This window comes from Mariniflexile gromovii, assembly GCF_017814435.1.
Lineage (GTDB): Bacteria > Bacteroidota > Bacteroidia > Flavobacteriales > Flavobacteriaceae > Mariniflexile > Mariniflexile gromovii.
Map to the genome: position 1 here is coordinate 41,574 of NZ_JAGJCB010000001.1, position 20,073 is coordinate 61,646.

General features: G+C 35.4%; 12 protein-coding genes. All 12 read left to right on the forward strand.

Annotated features, from left to right (window positions below):
• Positions 1 to 63: 63 nt before the first annotated feature.
• The 12 genes from J8H85_RS00210 (at position 64) to J8H85_RS00265 (ending at position 19,788) form a co-directional block, all read left to right on the forward strand.
• On the forward strand, positions 64 to 4,449 hold the full coding sequence (locus J8H85_RS00210; RefSeq protein ID WP_209651495.1) for a CusA/CzcA family heavy metal efflux RND transporter: 4,386 nt from the start codon (positions 64 to 66) through the stop codon (positions 4,447 to 4,449).
• A gap of 4 nt (positions 4,450 to 4,453) precedes the next feature.
• A complete protein-coding gene (locus tag J8H85_RS00215) occupies positions 4,454 to 5,641 on the forward strand; it encodes an efflux RND transporter periplasmic adaptor subunit (RefSeq protein ID WP_209651497.1) in 1,188 nt (395 codons plus the stop codon).
• Positions 5,642 to 5,650: 9 nt separating this feature from the next.
• On the forward strand, positions 5,651 to 6,067 hold the full coding sequence (locus J8H85_RS00220; RefSeq protein WP_209651500.1) for a Fur family transcriptional regulator: 417 nt from the start codon (positions 5,651 to 5,653) through the stop codon (positions 6,065 to 6,067).
• A gap of 55 nt (positions 6,068 to 6,122) precedes the next feature.
• Positions 6,123 to 8,075, forward strand: coding sequence for a heavy metal translocating P-type ATPase (locus tag J8H85_RS00225; protein ID WP_209651502.1), 1,953 nt, complete (start codon positions 6,123 to 6,125; stop codon positions 8,073 to 8,075).
• A gap of 12 nt (positions 8,076 to 8,087) precedes the next feature.
• Positions 8,088 to 8,699 (forward strand): class I SAM-dependent methyltransferase, encoded by a 612-nt coding sequence (locus tag J8H85_RS00230; RefSeq protein ID WP_245243695.1) that lies wholly within the window; start codon positions 8,088 to 8,090, stop codon positions 8,697 to 8,699.
• 118 nt (positions 8,700 to 8,817) lie between these two features.
• Positions 8,818 to 9,231 carry an HYC_CC_PP family protein gene (locus tag J8H85_RS00235; RefSeq protein ID WP_245243696.1) on the forward strand — a complete coding sequence of 138 codons (414 nt, stop codon included), beginning with the start codon at positions 8,818 to 8,820 and terminating at the stop codon, positions 9,229 to 9,231.
• Between the two features lie 109 nt (positions 9,232 to 9,340).
• Complete coding sequence (locus J8H85_RS00240; RefSeq protein ID WP_209651504.1) at positions 9,341 to 13,153, forward strand: efflux RND transporter permease subunit; 3,813 nt, start codon at positions 9,341 to 9,343, stop codon at positions 13,151 to 13,153.
• The gene (locus J8H85_RS00245) at positions 13,153 to 14,409 is read left to right on the forward strand and encodes a TolC family protein (protein ID WP_209651506.1); all 1,257 of its coding nucleotides are present in this window, start codon (positions 13,153 to 13,155) and stop codon (positions 14,407 to 14,409) included. Before J8H85_RS00240 ends, J8H85_RS00245 begins: the two co-directional genes overlap by 1 nt.
• Positions 14,409 to 16,199, forward strand: a complete 1,791-nt coding sequence (locus J8H85_RS00250; RefSeq protein ID WP_245243697.1) for an efflux RND transporter periplasmic adaptor subunit — start codon at positions 14,409 to 14,411, stop codon at positions 16,197 to 16,199. The genes J8H85_RS00245 and J8H85_RS00250 overlap by 1 nt, the downstream gene beginning before the upstream one ends.
• 38 nt (positions 16,200 to 16,237) lie before the next feature.
• Positions 16,238 to 16,648 carry a heavy-metal-associated domain-containing protein gene (locus J8H85_RS00255; protein WP_209651508.1) on the forward strand — a complete coding sequence of 137 codons (411 nt, stop codon included), beginning with the start codon at positions 16,238 to 16,240 and terminating at the stop codon, positions 16,646 to 16,648.
• 21 nt (positions 16,649 to 16,669) lie between these two features.
• Positions 16,670 to 17,230 (forward strand): helix-turn-helix domain-containing protein, encoded by a 561-nt coding sequence (locus J8H85_RS00260; protein ID WP_209651510.1) that lies wholly within the window; start codon positions 16,670 to 16,672, stop codon positions 17,228 to 17,230.
• Positions 17,231 to 17,295: 65 nt separating this feature from the next.
• On the forward strand, positions 17,296 to 19,788 hold the full coding sequence (locus J8H85_RS00265) for a heavy metal translocating P-type ATPase (protein ID WP_209651512.1): 2,493 nt from the start codon (positions 17,296 to 17,298) through the stop codon (positions 19,786 to 19,788).
• The last annotated feature ends 285 nt before the right edge of the window (positions 19,789 to 20,073 follow it).

Sequence of the window (20,073 nt, forward strand, 5' to 3'; positions counted from 1 at the left end):
AAATACAAGCCTTAACATTCCATAAGGCAAAACTGTTTTTTAAATATTTTTAAATCATTTTATATGCTTAATAAAATTATTAGGTACTCTATAACCCATAAATTGGTTATAGGGATACTCACATTGGCGTTAATATTAGCAGGAATTTATTCATTAAAGCAATTGCCTGTTGATGCGGTGCCAGATATTACCAACAATCAAGTACAGGTTATTACCAATTCGCCAACACTTGCCACACAAGAGGTGGAGCGCTTAATAACCTTCCCCATTGAAATTACCATGGCAACCATTCCGCAGATTGATGAAATTCGTTCGTTTTCTCGGTTTGGTTTGTCGGTTGTCACCATCGTTTTTGAAGAAGATGTGGATGTGTATTGGGCACGACAACAAGTAAATGAACGTCTTGCAGATGCACAATCCCAAATACCCGAAGGCATAGGCAAACCGGGTATTGCACCTTTAACCACGGGCCTTGGTGAAATATACCAATATGTAGTAACCACAAAACCGGGTTATGAAGATAAATACGATGCCATTCAATTGCGTACCATCCAAGACTGGGTTATTAAAAGACAACTTTTAGGAACCAAAGGTGTTGCCGATGTAAGTAGCTTTGGTGGCTATTTAAAACAATATGAAATAGCCATTCATCCAGAACGTTTGAATGCAATGCAGGTTACTATTTCTGAAATTTTTGATGCGTTGGAAAATAACAATCAAAATACCGGAGGTGCTTACATTGAAAAAAATGATAAAGCGCTATTCATTAGAAGTGAAGGGTTGGTTGGTTCTGTTAACGATATTGAAAATATTCTTGTTAAACAAACAGAAAGCGGAATCCCTATTTTAATAAGTGATGTAGCTAAGGTACAAATAGGTACTGCGATACGCTATGGTGCAACTACCAGAAATGGTGAAGGCGAAGTGGTCAGTGCCATTGTAATGATGTTGAAAGGAGCAAATTCAGCGCGGGTAATCACAGATGTTAAAGATAAAATTGAAACCATTAGTAAAACATTGCCAGAAGGTGTTGTGATTGAGCCTTTTTTGGACAGAACTAAATTGGTTGATAATGCCATAGGAACGGTTACAACAAACCTTATAGAAGGCGCGCTTATTGTTATTTTTATTTTATTATTGTTATTAGGCAATTGGCGGGCAGGATTAATCACGGCATCCGTAATACCATTGGCTTTATTATTTGCCTTTAGTATGATGCACCTTTTTGGTGTTTCAGCAAACTTAATGAGTCTTGGAGCCATTGATTTCGGATTGATTGTAGATGGCGCTGTCATTATAGTAGAAGCCACTTTATTCCATTTAGGGGCTATGAAGCTTACTCGAAAACTCACGCAAAAAGAAATGGATGAAGAGGTGTACCAATCTGCCAGTAAAATTAGGAATTCGGCAGCGTTTGGAGAAATTATTATTCTTATTGTGTATTTGCCAATTTTAGCATTAGTGGGGACTGAAGGAAAAATGTTCGGTCCCATGGCACAAACCGTAAGTTTTGCCATATTGGGTGCCTTTATTTTATCGTTGACCTATATTCCTATGATGTCTGCATTAGTATTAAGCAAAAAGACAGAGCACAAAAAGAATATCTCTGATAGGATAATGAGTTTCTTTTACCGCATGTATCAACCCATTCTTAAAAAAGCCATGCATACTCGAATGGTCGTTGTTGTAATAACCGTAGTGTTATTTGGTATCGCGTTTATGGTTTTTAGAAATTTAGGGGGAGAATTTATACCAACCCTTGAAGAAGGCGATTTTGCAGTTGAAACTAGAGTCATGACCGGAAGTTCATTAAACAATACGATAAAGGCAACAACGAAAGCAGAAAAAATATTATTGGATAACTTTCCTGAAGTTTTACAGGTTGTTTCTAAAATTGGTTCGGGTGAAATTCCAACAGACCCCATGCCTGTTGAAGCTGCGGATTTAATGATTATTCTCAAAGACAAATCGGAATGGACATCAGCTTCAAACAGAGAAGCGTTGGCAAATAAAATGGCTGAAGCTTTAGAGGTTATTCCAGGCGTTATTTTTGGTTTTCAGCAACCCATACAAATGCGTTTTAATGAGTTGATGACGGGTGTACGTCAAGATGTTGCTGTTAAAATTTATGGTGAAGATTTAGACCAATTATCCAATTATGCCAACCAAATTGGTAAAATAGCTGGTACTGTTGATGGCGCGGTAGATGTTTATGTTGAAGAAGTAACAGGGATACCACAAATAGTAATTGATTATAACCGCGCTCAATTGGCAAAATATGGTTTGGATATAAAATCTGTGAATAATACCATTCAAGCAGCGTTTGCAGGAGCATCATCTGGATTGGTTTATGAAGGGGAAAAGCAATTTGATTTGGTGGTGCGTTTGGAAGGCGACCATAGAACAAATCTTTCCGATGTCCAAAACTTATACATTAATGGTGCTCAGGGGCAACAGATACCGTTACAGCAAGTAGCGAAAGTTTCAATTATAGATGGCCCCTATCAAATTCAACGCGATGATACACGAAGAAGAATTATTACAGCGTTTAATGTGCGAAATCGTGATGTAGAAAGTGTTGTAGATGAAATCAGTAAAAAAATTGAAAGTCAAGTCAATTTAGCACCTGGTTATAGTGTTAGTTATGGTGGACAATTTGAGAATTTGGTAGAAGCAAGACAGCGTTTGTCCATTGCCGTACCAATGGCGCTGTTGCTTATTTTTATTTTGTTGTATTTCACTTTTGGCTCTATCAAGCAAGGTGTTCTCATTTTTACAGCCATTCCATTATCTGCTATTGGCGGTGTTTTTGCACTTTGGCTGCGCGATTTACCATTTAGTATTTCGGCAGGGGTAGGGTTTATTGCCTTGTTTGGGGTAGCTGTATTAAACGGAATTGTTTTAATAGCAGAGTTTAACCGACTTAAAAAAGATGGCGTTTCAGATGTTTTTGAACGTATTTACCAAGGTACAAAAACACGTTTACGTCCTGTAATACTGACCGCCGCTGTAGCATCTTTAGGGTTTTTGCCAATGGCAATTTCTCAAACTTCTGGGGCTGAAGTGCAACGCCCTCTGGCAACAGTGGTTATTGGTGGATTAATTACGGCCACTTTTCTAACGCTTATCGTATTGCCCATTCTCTATTATTATTCAGAAAAGAAAATAAAAATGAAAACAAATAAAACGGTAATGCTGCTGCTTTTCATCTTTTTTACAAGCGTAGTTTCAATAAATGCCCAAACAATCCAAAATGTAAAAACGTTTGATAATCTTGATGCAGTTATTGAGGTGGCACTAAAGAACAATCCAAATATTAAAATTTCAAAACTGCAAACAGCACAAGAGCAAGCTTTAAAGGGAGCGAGCTTCGATATTACAAAAACGGAGTTTGGTTTGGAATATGGGCAAACCAATAGTATAGCAACTAATGATACCCGTTTTAGTGTAAGCCAAACCTTTGCGTTTCCAACCTTGTATGGTAATCAAAATAAATTGTCAAAAGCAAAGATAGTAAAGAGCGAGCTTCATCAAGAGGTTGTTAAAAATGAATTGATAGCTCAAATAAAATCAGCCTATTATCAGCTTTGGTATTTAAAAAGCAAACAACGTTTGTTACAGCAACAGGACAGTATTTATGAAAAATTCCAATACGCGGCGAATCTTCGTTTTAAATCAGGAGAAAGTAATGCGTTGGAACAGGCAACTGCCAATGCAGAAGTAGCAGATATTAACATTGGTTTGAAAAATAATGTTTCAGAAATTAAAGCTTACCAATTGCTGTTGCAAAATTTAACACAGTCAGACAGCCTAATAGACATCAATGTTGGGGAATTGGAGGTTATTTCAAGCCTGTTTTCAGAGGCATTGAAAGACAGTTTAGCTGTGTCTAATAATCCTTTGGTTGCATTTTATAAATCAAAAGTAGCAGTTGCCGACAAAGAGTGCTCAGTGCAGTCAGCAAAAATGCTGCCTGATATTACTTTGGGGTATTTTAATCAATCGTTTATAGGCAATGGCGAAACAGCAAATGGCATGCAAACTGTGTTTGACTCTGGAGACCGTTTTACAGGTGTACAATTGGGATTAAGTATTCCTATCTTTTTTAAATCGCACACCTCAAAAATTAAAGCGGCTAAAATCCAACAAATGGAAAGCGAAACACAACTGGAAGCGGTTACAAATTACACCAAATCACAATTGCAAACAGCAGTGGAAACCTTAAAGAAAGACCAAGACAATATGGGTTTTTACCGACTCAATGCGTTGCCACAAGCTGAATTGTTATTGAAAAGCTCACAACGTGGTTTTCAAGAAGGAGCCATTGAATACATAGAATATGTACAAGGAATCAATCGAGCTTTAGCCATACAAACCAAATACCTGGATTATATCAATCAATATAATCAAACATTAATAACCATTGAAAAATTGACAGCAAATAATTAAAGACATGAAAAATATAGCATATAAGATAATCCTGTGTATTACGCTAATTTTAGCAGTAGGGTGTAAAGAAAAAACAACTGTTGTGGAAGATGCTCACGAAGCCGAAAATGAGAATATTGTTGAGCTCACAGAAGCACAATTAGCACAAACTGAAATTGTTATTGGTAAAGTTGAAAAACGAAAAATAGGACACGAAATTTCTGTTAACGGCATGATAGACGTACCACCTCAGGGCAATATTTCTGTAACTGTTCCTTATGGGGGCTTCTTAAAATACACAACAATGCTTCCGGGAACCAAGTTAAAAAAAGGGCAAATAATTGCTACAGTTGAAAACCCTGAATTTATTGATTTTCAAAGAGATTATTTAGAAGCAGTAGCAAATAATGAATATCTTAAAGCAGATTTTGAACGTCAACAAACGTTGAACGATGCCGAAGTAACATCTAGTAAAGTATTTCAAAAAGCGAAGAGCAATTATATGACCAATAAGGCAAACATTCAAGCTTTAGAAAGCAAGTTGCGGTTAATTGGCATAAATCCCTCAGGCGTAAAAAACGGTAAGATAGCTTCAGTTGTCAACGTGTATTCCCCAATTAATGGTATTGTTCGAGAAGTTTATATTAATACTGGTAAATATTTTAATCCGCAAGATGTATTAATGGACATAACCGATCCTTCTGATTTGCATGTAGAATTAAAGGTTTACGAGGATGATATTCCACTTATTAGAGTTGGTCAGCGTATTCGTTTTAGACTGGCAAACGCACCAAATAAATGGATGGAAGCAGAAGTTTTTCTTATAGGGAACAATGTTCGAGAGGATAGATCCATTACAATTCATGGTCATTTAAAAGAAAAAAATGAAGACTTACTGCCAGGGATGTTTGTAAATGCAAATATTGAAGTAGAAGCTTTAGAGCAATACGCAGTTCCAGAGGAAGCCATTGTTAGATTTGATGGCAAACATTATATTTTTAAATCGTTAGGCAATCGGAAAGAAGGTGAACAGACAATGAATGATTTTGAAATGCTTGAAATTTCGAAAGGTAACGATGAAGGAGGTTTTGTAGCATTATCTTTAGAAAATAAAGAAGAAGACATAACTAAAATTGAAGTTGTTTTAAAAGATGCCTTCACCCTTTTAGCAAAAGCAAAAAACAGTGAAGAAGAAGGTGGACATGGACATTAACAATACGATATGAACGAAATAGAAAAATTATTTGAGTTAAAAGATATCCGTATTACGGCAATGCGATTATTAATTTATAAGTTTCTTGCAGAAAGGAAAGTGGCGGTGACATTAAGTGATATAGAAAATGCCTTTGAAAAGGCAGACAGAACCACACTATATAGAACTATAAAAACCTTTGAAGAAAATGATATTGTGCATCAAATAGATGATGGTACAGGAATCACTAAATATGCTTTATGTGAAAGCGGATGCCATTGTGAAATTGAAACCGATTTGCATTTGCATTTCCATTGTAACAATTGTGGAGAAACCATTTGCTTAACAGACCATAAAATTCCTCAAATAAAAGTGCCAGATGGTTTTGTTTCAGAAAATGTAAACTTGGTTGTAAAAGGCATGTGCGACAAATGTAGTGGGCAATAATTGCACTTCCATTTCACTCATTAAATTATCATCTTTGGATGAGATAAATTTTATTATGAAAAAAAGGAAGCTGAATTTAAGAGATATTAAGCCTAATTCTGAAAAAGAACATAGTCACGATGATGGTCACGACCATAAGGGTCAACCCAATAATTTCAAAGCCTATATTCCAGCAATTATAAGTTTTTCAATGCTTATTATTGGGATAGCATTAGATTATTTTGATATTACTTTTTTCAAAAATGGTGTACGTATTATTTGGTATGGTATTGCTTATATACCCGTAGGATTTCCCGTTGTAAAGGAAGGTTTGGAAAGTATTAAAAAAGGCGATGTGTTTACCGAGTTTTTTTTAATGTCTATTGCCACTATTGGAGCCTTTATTATTGGCGAATATCCAGAAGGTGTTGCAGTCATGTTATTCTACGCAGTTGGGGAATTATTCCAAAATGCAGCAGTTAACAGAGCCAAAGGAAACATAAAAGCTTTGCTTGATGTCAGGCCAAAGGAAGCTCTGGTATATCGTAACAACAATTATGTATCTGTAAACCCTGAAACGGTTGAAATTGGTGAAAAAGTTCAGGTTAGAGTTGGGGAAAAAGTGCCTTTAGACGGTATTTTACTTTCTGAAAAAGGATCGTTCAATACCGCAGCATTAACTGGAGAAAGTAAACCCAATACCATTGCAAAAGGTGAAAAAGTATTTGCTGGGAGCATAAATTTGGACGGTGTCATTGAAGTAGAAACCACCAAAGAATTTAAAGATAGTTCCATTGCCAGAATTTTGGATATGGTACAGAACGCCACAGCACGAAAATCTAAAACAGAATTATTCATTAGAAAATTTGCACGTATTTATACGCCAATAGTTGTTTTTTTAGCCATAGGCGTCACGTTTCTACCTTACTTTTTTGTAGACGATTATGTCTTTAGAGATTGGTTATATAGAGCCTTAATTTTTCTGGTGATTTCTTGTCCTTGTGCCTTGGTTATTTCTATTCCGTTGGGTTATTTCGGAGGATTGGGAGCCGCTTCAAAAAACGGAATTTTATTTAAAGGCGCTTCATTTTTAGATGCCATGACCAAAATAAACACTTTGGTAATGGACAAAACAGGAACGGTTACCAAAGGAGTTTTCAAAATCAAAGAAATTAAAGCTATTGGTTGGGAAGAGTCTGAATTTATGAAGTATCTCATGGCCATGGAAGAGCAGTCCACGCATCCCATCGCCAAAGCCATTTTGGAATATAAAGCAGAAGGCGAAGATTATGAAGCTTCCGAAGTATCGGAAATCGCAGGAAAAGGTTTAAAAGGTATCGTGAATGATAAAACGGTTTTAGTAGGCAACAAAGCCTTAATGGATTCCAATAATATAGAAAGCCCAAAAGAAACAGAAACTATTGTAGAATCGATTGTATTGGTATCTATAGACAAAGCATTTGCAGGTTATGTGATTATTGCAGATGAATTAAAAGAAGATGCAAAAGAAACCATTACAGCCTTACATAAAGTAGGTATCAAAAATATAATGATGCTTTCAGGCGATAAAGATTCCATTACCCAACAAGTCGCAAAAGAATTAAATATTGAAAAGGCTAAAGGAGGTCTATTACCTGAGGATAAATTAAATGAAGTTGAAATTTTAAAGAAAACCGCAGAAAATAAAATCGCATTTATTGGCGATGGCATCAATGATGCTCCAGTGTTGGCCGTAAGTGATGTTGGTATCGCTATGGGTGGTTTAGGTAGTGATGTGGCTATTGAAACAGCTGATGTTATTATTCAAACAGACCAACCTTCAAAAGTGGTAAAAGCCATCAAAATAAGTCGTTCCACTCGCAAAATTGTATGGCAGAACATCATACTGGCATTCGGTGTTAAAGTAATTGTTTTAATTTTAGGAGCAGGTGGATTAGCAACTATGTGGGAAGCAGTATTTGCAGACGTTGGTGTCGCATTATTAGCCATTTTAAATGCGGTAAGATTACAACGGATGAATTGGAGTTAAAGTATAAATACTATGAATAGAAAAGAACATTGGGAAAAGGTTTTTAAAACGAAATCTTTAGATGAAGTGAGTTGGTATGAAGTCGTGCCAGAAACATCTTTATCCTTTTTTAAGGAATCTAATATTTCTAAATCTGCAAAAATCATCGATATTGGTGGTGGCGATAGTTTTTTGGTAGATAATCTTTTAAGGTTGGGGTATAAAGATATCACAGTTTTAGATATATCTGATGCGGAATTAGATAGAGCAAAACTTCGTTTGAAAGACAAATCAAAACATGTGAAATGGATAGTGGCAGATGTAGCAAATTTTTCACCACCTGAAAATTATGATTTTTGGCACGACAGAGCAGCATTTCACTTTTTAACAGATAAACAAAGTATAGATAATTATGTTGAAACGGTTCAAAAATCTCTGAACAAGAATGGTAATTTAGTTATAGGTACTTTTTCTGAAAATGGCCCAAAAAAGTGTAGTGGTTTAGATATAAAACAATATTCAGAAGCGACAATGACTAATCAATTTAAAATGTTTTTTGATAAAGTAAAGTGTATTGATATAGATCACAAAACGCCTTTTGATACAAGTCAAAATTTTGTGTTTTGCTGGTTTAAAAGAAAATAATGTCTTTTAATGTGACGTATGGTTTACCTTTTTTACCATTGTAGCTTAAATTTCAAGGTTTTAAATTTCTGTTAAACAAAATCAGCGTTTGTTAAAATTTTGTAACTTCGTAACCAATATGAAGCAGTTTTTCCATAAAATAATGTCTTTAACCATGGCATTTGTAGTGTTATTCTCTACAATGTCATTCACGCTTAATATGCATTATTGCGGCGATACCTTGGTTGAAACAGCTATGTTTCTTAAAGCAAAAGGTTGCGGTATGGAAATGGAAAAGCCTTCTGCCGACGATTGTTCAATAGCCAAAAAAAATTGTTGCGATGATGAACAGTTAGCAATTCAAGGTCAAGAGGAACTACAACTGCAAGTAGACAAAATTTCATTTGAGAAACAAATTTTTGTTGCATCGTTTGTTTATTCTTATATAAATCTTTTTGAAAATCTTGAAGAAAATGTAGTTTCCTTCAAAGATTATTCGCCACCACTCGTCACAAGGCAAATCTACAAACTTGACGAAACCTATTTAATTTGATTTTTAAACTTTAGACTCAATTATCCAATAACGTAATGTTATGAGGGTAATTTGCTGTATTTGGTGTTTTGCAATGCACCTTTGTCTAACAGTTTAATAATCAACTTACATGCTAAATAAAATTATAAAATATTTTCTTGAGAACAAGTTAATTACTGCGCTCATTCTAATTATGTTCATTGTTTGGGGTGTATCAACATCTCCATTCAATTGGAATACGGGTTTTATACCCAAAGATCCCGTGCCTGTTGATGCGATACCCGATTTAGGTGAAAACCAGCAAATAGTGTTCACCGAGTGGGGCGGGCGCTCACCACAAGATATTGAAGATCAAATAACCTACCCGCTTACTACCTCGCTTTTAGGAATCCCAAACGTAAAATCAATAAGAAGTACGTCCATGTTTGGTTTTTCAAGCATCTACATCATTTTTGAAGAAAAGGTAGATTTTTATTGGTCGCGCTCTAGGGTTTTAGAAAAATTAAACTCGCTACCAGACAATTTGTTGCCTATGGATGCAAAACCCGCATTAGGTCCCGATGCTACCGCTTTAGGGCAAGTGTATTGGTACACTATTGAAGGTCGCGACCCAGAAGGAAATGTGACAGGTGGATGGGATTTAGACGAATTGCGCTCTGTGCAAGACTACTATGTTAAGTATGCCTTAAATGGCGTTTCTGGTGTTTCGGAAGTCGCATCGGTTGGCGGCTATGTAAAAGAATATCAAATTGATGTAAATCCAGATGCTCTTAAAGCCTTTAATATTGGCATCGATATGGTTATGATGGCGGTTAAAAATTCCAATCGTGATATTGGTGCTAAAACCATTGAAATCAATAAAGCTGAGTATTTTATTCGCGGACTCGGATACATTAAAAACATTCAAGATATTGAAAACACCGTGGTAAGTGTCAATAATAACAAACCAATACTTATTAAAGATGTTGCTCACGTAAGTTTAGGACCCGAAACTCGTAGAGGTGTTTTAGATAAAGGTGGTGCCGAAGTTGTGGGAGGCGTCGTTGTAGTGCGGTATGGTTCCAATCCTTTAGAGGTTATCAATAATGTAAAAGATAAAATAAAAGATTTTTCTTCAGGTTTACCTAAAAAAACATTAGCAGATGGCACGGTAAGTCAGCTCACCATCGTTCCGTTCTACGATCGCACCCATCTTATTGAAGAAACTATTAGCACTTTAGAAACCGCACTTTCTCATGAGGTTCTTATTAGCATAATAGTAGTTCTTGTTCTTATGATGAATTTAAGGGCTTCTTTTATCATTTCCAGTTTATTACCCGTAGGGGTGCTTATGACCTTTATTATTATGCGCTATGCAGGGGTAGATGCGAATGTGGTGGCCTTGTCTGGTATCGCAATTGCCATTGGCGTTATGGTCGATATAGGCATTGTGTTCGTTGAAAACATTATCAGGCACTTAGAAATGCCCGAAAACCATGGGGTAAAAGGCAAAGAATTAATGAACGTTATTTACGTTGCCACCAAAGAAGTGGCATCGGCCATCACAACCGCGTTAGCAACAACCGTGGTTAGTTTTGTGCCTGTTTTCGCCATGGTGGGTGCAGAAGGTAAGTTGTTTAGGCCTCTAGCATTTACTAAAACCTTCGCCTTGTTAGGAGCCTTTTTATTAGGTATTATCGTATTGCCGGCTTTGGCGCATTTTGTGTTCGGTATTAATTATGATAAAAAGAAAGTTAAAAGAACCTGGGGAATTATATTAATTGTTGGCGGTTTGTTGTTTGCAATTTATATGCATATTTGGCTGCCTCTTGTTTTATGTGTTTTAGGGTTAAATTCTTTTTTTGAACATAAATTACCACTTCGATTTAATAAGTATTCTAACTATATCAATATAGGGTTAGTCTTATTTATTGCCACATTTTTCTTAGCGGAAGAATGGATGCCATTAGGACCTCAAAACTATCTTATTGTAAATTATTTGTTTGTATTAGTATTAATCGGTTCTATTTTAGGAACATTGCTAACCATCGTGCATTTTTATGAACCCGTGCTTAAATGGTGTTTGAACAACAAAGGAAAGTTTATGTTAATCCCATTGTTCACATTGTTGTTTGGCGTTTTCATTTGGGTTGGTTTTGATAGCACTTTTGGGTTTGTTTCCAAGGGATTTGATAAAATGGGATGGAAGATTAAAGAAACTAAAGTTTGGACTTCCATCTCGAAAACATTTCCGGGTATTGGCTCGGAGTTTATGCCAACCTTAAATGAAGGAAGCTTTTTATTGATGCCTTCGGCGATGCCACATGCTGGTTTGGAAGAAACTAAAAGCATCGTTCAAAATCTGGATATGTTATTAGCCAATATACCTGAGGTTGATGTGGCTGTTGGAAAACTAGGAAGGGTTGAAAGTGCTATTGACCCAGCACCTATTTCTATGTTTGAAAATATTATCAATTATAAACCCGAGTATATAGTTACCTACGACGGAAAATCAAAACGATTTAAGGTTGATAAAGATGATAAATTTGTGTTGACTAATGGAACGTCACTATCTAATGATGATGCCTTACTTCAAGACATAAAAGAAGCTGATTTAGTAACAGATGACGATGGTGAATTTTTTAGAAACTGGCGTTCCCATATTAGAAACTCCGATGATATTTGGAAAGAAATCGTTAAAGTTTCAAATCTACCTGGAGTTACTTCTGCACCTAAATTACAGCCTATAGAAACCCGTTTAGTCATGTTACAAACAGGTATGCGCGCTCCTATGGGAATAAAGGTTTATGGCCCCGATTTAAAAACAATTCAAGACTTTGGTATAGCATTAGAAGGAATTTTAAAGCAAGAACCTTCCGTAAAGGCCGAAGCGGTTTTTGCCGATAGAATTGTAGGGAAACCATATTTGCAAATAAATATCAATCGTTCCGCCATTGCTCGATACGGATTAAGTGTTGAAAAAGTTCAGCAAGTTATTGAAACTGCCGTTGGGGGCATGAATGTAACAACCACGGTTGAAGGTAGGGAACGCTATCCGGTAAGAGTTCGATACCCAAGGGAATTACGCGACGATCCAGAGAAAATTAAAAAAATATTAGTGCCTACACCAACAGGGGTACAGGTGCCTTTAGGGGAATTGGTTGGTTTGGAGTTTGTTCGAGGACCACAAATGATAAAAAGTGAAGAGACTTTTTTAGTTGGCTATGTGTTATTTGATAAAAAAGAAAATTTCGCAGAGGTTGATGTTGTAAACAATGCCCAAGATTTAATAAAAGAAAAGATTAATACAGGTGAATTAATAGTTCCTAAAGGTGTGAGCTATAAATTTTCTGGTAGTTATGAAAATCAAATTCGAGCGGTTAAAAAATTATCCATAGTTATTCCAATAAGTTTGATTGTGATATTCTTGCTATTGTACTTTCAATTTAAAACAATCATTGCTTCATCCATTCATTTTTCTGGTGTGTTTGTTGCTTTTGCAGGCGGTTTTATCATGTTGTGGTTATATGGACAAGATTGGTTTTTGAATTTTTCAGTTTCTGGTGTTAACATGAGGCATTTATTTCAAATACATCCAATCAATTTAAGTGTTGCCGTTTGGGTTGGGTTTATCGCCTTATTTGGTATTGCTACAGATGATGGGGTTATTATGGGAACCTACATTCACCAAGTATTTGAAGAACGGCAACCTGATACTATAGAGGGTGTTCGAGAAGCCGTTTTGGTTGCAGGTAAAAAACGAGTACGACCCGCAATGATGACGGCAGCAGTTGCCATTATTGCCTTACTGCCTGTTTTAACATCCACAGGTAAAGGAGCAGATATTATGATTCCTATGGCAATTCCAGTTTTTGGAGGGATGATTATTCAGCTCATGACCATGTTCGTGGTGCCAGTACTACAAGCTTTTTGGAGAGAGACCGTAATTAAAAGAAATCAATAATGAAAACAAAAAATAAATATAAGATATTGAATATAAGATATTTAATTCTTGTTTTGGTGTTATACGCTACAAATGTGAAAAGCCAAACATTGCAGGATTATTTAAGTATGGCATCTCAAAATAACCCTGAGATACAATCGGTATACAAAGAGTTTGAAGCGGCGTTACAAAAGGCTCCTCAAGTTAGTTCGTTGCCAGATCCCAGCTTAACCGTAAGTGCTTTTGGACGTATGATAGAAACCAGAGTGGGTGCTCAAGAAGCGCGTTTTAGCTTAATGCAAATGTTTCCATGGTTTGGTACTTTGGAAGCTAAAAAGAATGCTGCTAATTTAATGGCAGAAGCATCGTTTCAGAAATTTATAGATGCTCGAAATGAAGTGTTTTTAGAAATTAAGAAGGCCTATTCAGGACTTTATGAAATCAATAAAATGATTCAGCTTGAAACAGAAAATCTTCAAATTCTAAATGATTATCGAGAGCTAGCCTTGAGCAAATTTAAAAATGGAAAAGGCGCTATGGTAGATGTGGTGAGAATTGATATTAAAAGAAGCGAGAGTGAAACCAATATTCAATTATTAAAAGATCAAATCCATCCACTTCAAGTAGAATTTAATAGTTTGCTGAATAGAGATTTGAATGCGCTTATTAATATTCCTGAAGCATTACCACTGGTTGAAAATACAATGCCTATTGAAAAAGACAGTTTATTTAATTCTAACCCAAAATTATTGGCATTAGATAAAAAAATGGCATCCTTTGAGGAACAAAAAAAGGTAGCTAAGAAAGATGGTTATCCAATGATTGGATTGGGCATAGATTATTCGATTATTTCAAAACGCGATGTACCCGATTTGGAAATGAATGGGCAAGATGCCATTATGCCAATGCTAACAGTTACCTTACCCATTTTCAGAAAGAAATACCATGCCATGCAAAAGGAAGTGGATTTCATGCTTGAGGCTACAAAATTTGATAAACAGGCAGTAAAAAACAATTTGCAGTCTAAATACAGTTTGTCTAATTATAATGTTTCAAAAGCAAAATCATTAAAAGAATTATACAAAAAGCAAACCGAAAGCACGAATCAAGCCATTTCTTTATTAATAGCGGCTTATAGCAATTCCGGAACCGACTTTGAAGAAATTTTACGAATGAATCAGGATTTATTAATGCTTCAAACGGCAACAGTTTCTGCTAATAAAAATCAATTTATAGCACAATCAACCATAGATTATTTAATTTCTAAAGAGAAATAATGATGAATACAAAAAATAAAAATATAATAAAAATGGTAGGTGTTCTATTTGTAGGACTTCTGCTAGGATGGATGATTTTTGGAGGCAATGATGCTTCAAAATCTGAGCATGACCACAATGCGGAAGAAGGCACAGAAACCATATGGACCTGTTCCATGCATCCACAAATTCAAATGAAAGAACCTGGGCAATGCCCGTTATGCGGCATGGATTTAATTCCTTTGGAGTCGAATGAATCGGCCATGGATCCAAATGCGATACAAATGACCGAAGATGCCATGAAATTGGCTAATATTCAAACCATGATAGTAGGTGGTGGTAACGGCGCGAATAAAAAATTGGCACTTAATGGAAAAGTGCAGATTGACGAACGTAAATTATATACACAATCCACGCATATTCCAGGTAGAATTGAAAGATTGATGATTAATTTTACAGGTGAAAAGGTAAACCGAGGGCAAACTTTAGCCATGGTATATTCGCCTGAAATGGTAACGGCTCAAGAAGAATTATTACAAGCGAATCGTATTAAAGAGGCGCAACCAGAATTGTTTGAGGCAGCAAAACAAAAATTAGGTAATTGGAAAATAGGATCTGCTACAATAAACAAAATATTAAGTTCAAATAAACCCATTCAACAGTTTCCTATTACGGCAGATGTTTCTGGAATTATTACGGCTAAAAAAGTGGACCTAGGCGATTATGTTGGTCAGGGGATGCCCATATATGAAATAGCCGATTTATCATCACTTTGGGTACTTTTTGATGTTTATGAAAGCGATATGCCATGGGTAAAAGTAGGTAACAAGATTAGTTATACCATTCAATCTTTGCCTGGTGAAACTTTTGAAGGGGTAGTTTCATTTATAGATCCTTTAATCAATCCACAAACCCGAGTAGCGTCAGCAAGAGTTGAGGTAAAAAACTCTGAAAATAAATTAAAACCTGAAATGTTTGCCTCTGGTATCGTGAACAATATTTTAGCGACTACAAGCTCAAAAGGTATGGTGATTCCAAAATCTGCGGTTATGTGGACGGGTGAACGTTCGGTAGTTTATATTAAAAGTATCGTTTCCAATAAAGTAAGTTTCAAATTAAGAAATGTCACTTTAGGAGCTTCACTTGGAGATGCTTATATTATTAAAGATGGCCTTTCTGAAGGAGAGGAAATAGTTATAAATGGTACGTTTGCTGTAGATGCGGCTTCACAATTGGCAGGAAAACCAAGCATGATGAGTCCAGACGGAGGAAAAGCAATAATAGGGCATAATCATGGGAATGAAACCTCACCAGTGTCTAATGTTTCAGAAACAAAAGGTAAGAACACTAAAAGCGTATCAATAAGTCAAAAAGCAAAGGATAATCTAAAACCTATTTTTGAAAACTATTTGGAAATGAAAGACGCGCTGACAAACGATAATTTAGAAGCTGCCAAAAAATCTGGCAATAATTTACTTAAATCGGTTGAAAATGTCAATATGGCATTATTTACAGGCGAATCGCATAATATTTGGATGAGTTTGAGTACCGAATTAAAAACGTCTCTTGAACATTTAGGGCACTTTAAAACTTTAGAAGAACTTCGGAAAGCCTTTCTTCAAGTATCTAATTCCATAATCAATTTAGAGACGACCTTCAATCCGAATGATAAACCATTATATGTATTGCATTGTCCCATGGCAAATAATAACAAGGGAGCAGATTGGTTAAGCACATCAAAAGAAGTGAGAAATCCGTATTACGGAAAATCGATGCTGACTTGCGGAGAGGTTTCAAAAGAATTAAAATAATTTAAACAATAAGTATTAACAATTAAATCAAATTAAAAATGAAAAATTTAAAAGTAACAACAGGAATTATATTAGTAGCATTTTTAGCTTTATCGGCTATGTCTTGTAAAAATGAGACCAAAAAAGAAAATGACACCATTATTGCCGAAGTAGCCCAAAATTTAACAACAATTAGTTTTGGCGTAAGAGGTAATTGTGGTATGTGCAAAAAAAACATTGAAAAAGCTGCAAATGCTGTTGATGGAGTCACAAACGCGGTGTGGGATGTTGAAAAAAAGAAAATCGATGTTATTTATAACAACACAAAAACCAATGAAATGGCCATTCACAATGCTGTTGCCATGTCTGGTTATGATACTGAAAAAGTATCTGGAAATACAGAAGCTTATAATGGGTTACCAGGTTGTTGCCAATACGATCATGAAATGGAAATGAATCAAATGAAATAATTTTCAAATTTTTAAGTCAACATGGCACATTTAGCTGTTAAGAATATGGTTTGTAACCGCTGTATAAAAGTGGTTAAAGAGGAATTGATTAAAAACAACATAAATTTCAGTCATGTTGATTTAGGAACCATCTATTTTAAGGAGGATATTTTAGAAGTGGAAAAAGAAAAGTTAAAAACCATACTTGAAAAAGAAGGTTTTGAGTTGGTTGAAGACAAAGAAGCTGTTATAGTGGAAAACATAAAATCTATAATAGTTCAAATAATTCATCATGGTAAAGAGAAACCCAGCTTTCAAAATTTTTCCGAGTTTATTTCTTCAGAAATCAATATGGATTATTCTCAATTAAGTAAACTCTTTTCAGAAATAAAAGGAAATACCATTGAGCATTATATCATTGAACAACGAATAGAGCGTGCAAAGGAATTAATTGTTTATAACGAATTAAATTTAAGTCAAATTTCATATGAGTTAAATTACAGTAGCCCTCAGCATTTATCGCGGCAGTTTAAGCAAATTACCGGTTTAACGCCTTCTGAATTCAAAAACATTCGAACCAGAAAAAAATTGGATACAATTTAACCAAAATTGTATACAAATCTGTTTGCGATAACTTTGATCTTTGCTTAATAAAAAAACTTAAAATCATGAAACATACATATCATATACATGGAATGACTTGTAACGGTTGCAGGAGTCATGTTGAAGAAACGCTTTCAAAAGTAAAAGGTTTTACAAAAGCATCTGTTAATTTAGAAAAAGCCGAAGCTATTCTGGAAATGGCATCTCATATACCTATCGAAATATTTCAAGAGACTTTAAAAAACGATGGTGGAAGCTATAGTATTCATAACCATGGAGACCATCATCCTTCCACAGAAAAAAAAGAAGAAAAACCTAAAGTTAAAGGCACAGGAATCTTTTATTGCCCCATGCATTGCGAAGGTGAAAAAACATATAATCAGGCTGGAGATTGTCCCGTATGCGGCATGGATTTGGTTGAAGAGCGAACAATTGCTTCAGCAAGTGTGCAATTTACTTGCCAGATGCATCCCGAAGTTATAATAGATGAACCTGGTTCATGTCCTATTTGCGGCATGGATTTAGTGGCAGTTGAAGCAGATGCTTCAGAAGAAGATAAAACCTTTAAAAAATTATTAAAAAAGTTCTGGATTGCAGTGGCGTTTACATTGCCTATTTTTTTGATAGCAATGTCCGAAATGATAAGCAATAATCCGCTGTATCAACTTCTAGAACAAACCTATTGGAACTGGGTTCAATTTGCGCTATCTATTCCTGTTGTATTTTATGCAACCTGGATGTTTTTTGAACGTGCCTGGGTGTCCTTAAAAACCATGAACCTAAATATGTTTACGTTAATTGGTATCGGTTCTGGAATTGCCTGGGTGTTTAGTGTATTTGCTATGTTTTTTCCAAGTGTGTTTCCGGATGCGTTTAAAACACCGCACGGCAATGTATACGTTTATTTTGAAGCAGCTACAGTAATTTTAACATTGGTTTTGTTAGGGCAATTGTTAGAAGCAAAAGCACATAGTCAAACCAGTGGTGCTATAAAGGAATTGCTAAAATTGGTGCCTTCAATAGCAACTTTAGTCGAAGACGGAGAAGACAAAATTATCGCTATCGATAAAATTCAGCAAGGAAATTTATTAAGAGTAAAACCAGGTGAAAAAATTCCAGTTGATGGTGTTATTGTAGAAGGACGTAGCCATATAGATGAATCGATGATAACCGGAGAGCCAATTCCTGTAGATAAAGAGATTAATGATAAAGTGAGTTCTGGCACCATTAATGGCACAAAATCATTCATTATGAAAGCCGAAAAAGTAGGTTCGGAAACACTGCTTTCACAAATTATTCATATGGTTAATATGGCTAGTCGTTCAAAAGCTCCCATTCAAAAATTAGCAGATAGAATTTCAAAATATTTTGTACCAATTGTAATTATAGTTTCTGTAATTACTTTTATTACTTGGGCTGTATTTGGTCCTGCACCAGCTTATGTTTTTGCGTTTGTTAATGCCATAGCGGTATTGATTATTGCGTGTCCTTGTGCGTTAGGTTTGGCAACTCCAATGTCTGTTATGGTAGGTGTTGGTAGAGGTGCCCAATCTGGTGTTCTAATAAAGAACGCCGAAGCCTTAGAAAAAATGAATAAGGTTGATACGTTAATAATTGACAAAACCGGAACTATTACTGAAGGAAAACCTTCGGTTGAAAGTGTAATTTCAATAAGCGATTTGGATAATACAACTTTAATTCAATATATAGCATCGTTAAATCAATATAGCGAGCATCCGCTTGCAGAAGCTGTCGTAAATTATGGGAGAGCAAAACAAGTTTCACTAATTAAGGTAGATGATTTTGAAGCTATTGCAGGAAAAGGAGTTGTTGGAACCGTTGGAAATAATAAAGTAGCGGTGGGTAATGTAAAATTGTTAGAGCAATTATCTATTAGTATTCCTGAAGATTTATCAATAAAAGTTAAAAATGAACAAGAACAGGGAAAAACAGTTTCATATATCGCGGTCGATAACGATGCTGTTGGATATGTTACCATTTTTGACGCCATCAAATCAACCAGTAAGAATGCCATTAAAGAATTACAGAATAATGGGGTTGATGTGATCATGCTTACTGGAGATAATAAAAATACTGCTAAGGCAGTTGCGGAACAATTAAATCTAAAACACTATAAAGCAGAATGCCTTCCAGAAGACAAATTAAACGAAATTAAACGTCTTCAAGAACAAGGGAAAGTTGTTGCTATGGCCGGAGACGGCATAAACGATGCACCAGCATTAGCGCAATCAGACGTTGGTATAGCCATGGGAACAGGAACCGATGTTGCAATTGAAAGTGCTTCTATTACGTTAGTTAAAGGGGACTTACAAGGTATAGTAAAAGCTAAAAAACTAAGTCATAAGGTTGTTAAAAATATAAAACAAAACTTGTTTTTTGCCTTTATTTATAATGTTTTAGGCGTGCCCGTAGCGGCAGGCGTATTATATCCAGTTTTTGGTTTGTTATTATCACCAATGATTGCGGCATTAGCCATGAGCTTTAGTTCAGTTTCTGTGATTGGTAATGCCCTACGATTGAGAAAAATTAAAATTTAATTGGCCATTTTACCTCATTTGATCCAAATCCGTATGGCTCAAGGAAAATATAATTCTGTAATGGGAAGTAGTCAATTATTTTATTTGAAGTCAAAACAAACTGTAATAATGTAAATCAAATAGTTGTAATGGGCTTTCTGTTTTTTTTTATATTTAACTTTTCTTAGAGACTATCGCTATTGTTTAAATAAAAGCATTTCACAATTTTAAATGATTACCGTAAGCATTGTAGTAAAAATTCTAAAACAAATTAAATTTAACACTAAGCAAATTTTAATAGAAGTT

Bases quoted from the DNA above. Each gene is read 5' to 3' on its own strand.
- J8H85_RS00235 (WP_245243696.1), top strand. From the start codon at position 8,818: ATGAAGCAGTTTTTCCATAAAATAATGTCTTTAACCATGGCATTTGTA.
- J8H85_RS00245 (WP_209651506.1), top strand. From the start codon at position 13,153: ATGAAAACAAAAAATAAATATAAGATATTGAATATAAGATATTTAATT.
- J8H85_RS00225 (WP_209651502.1), top strand. From the start codon at position 6,123: ATGAAAAAAAGGAAGCTGAATTTAAGAGATATTAAGCCTAATTCTGAA.
- J8H85_RS00215 (WP_209651497.1), top strand. From the start codon at position 4,454: ATGAAAAATATAGCATATAAGATAATCCTGTGTATTACGCTAATTTTA.
- J8H85_RS00265 (WP_209651512.1), top strand. From the start codon at position 17,296: ATGAAACATACATATCATATACATGGAATGACTTGTAACGGTTGCAGG.
- J8H85_RS00210 (WP_209651495.1), top strand. From the start codon at position 64: ATGCTTAATAAAATTATTAGGTACTCTATAACCCATAAATTGGTTATA.
- J8H85_RS00260 (WP_209651510.1), top strand. From the start codon at position 16,670: ATGGCACATTTAGCTGTTAAGAATATGGTTTGTAACCGCTGTATAAAA.
- J8H85_RS00250 (WP_245243697.1), top strand. From the start codon at position 14,409: ATGATGAATACAAAAAATAAAAATATAATAAAAATGGTAGGTGTTCTA.
- J8H85_RS00230 (WP_245243695.1), top strand. From the start codon at position 8,088: ATGAATAGAAAAGAACATTGGGAAAAGGTTTTTAAAACGAAATCTTTA.
- J8H85_RS00255 (WP_209651508.1), top strand. From the start codon at position 16,238: ATGAAAAATTTAAAAGTAACAACAGGAATTATATTAGTAGCATTTTTA.
- J8H85_RS00220 (WP_209651500.1), top strand. From the start codon at position 5,651: ATGAACGAAATAGAAAAATTATTTGAGTTAAAAGATATCCGTATTACG.
- J8H85_RS00240 (WP_209651504.1), top strand. From the start codon at position 9,341: ATGCTAAATAAAATTATAAAATATTTTCTTGAGAACAAGTTAATTACT.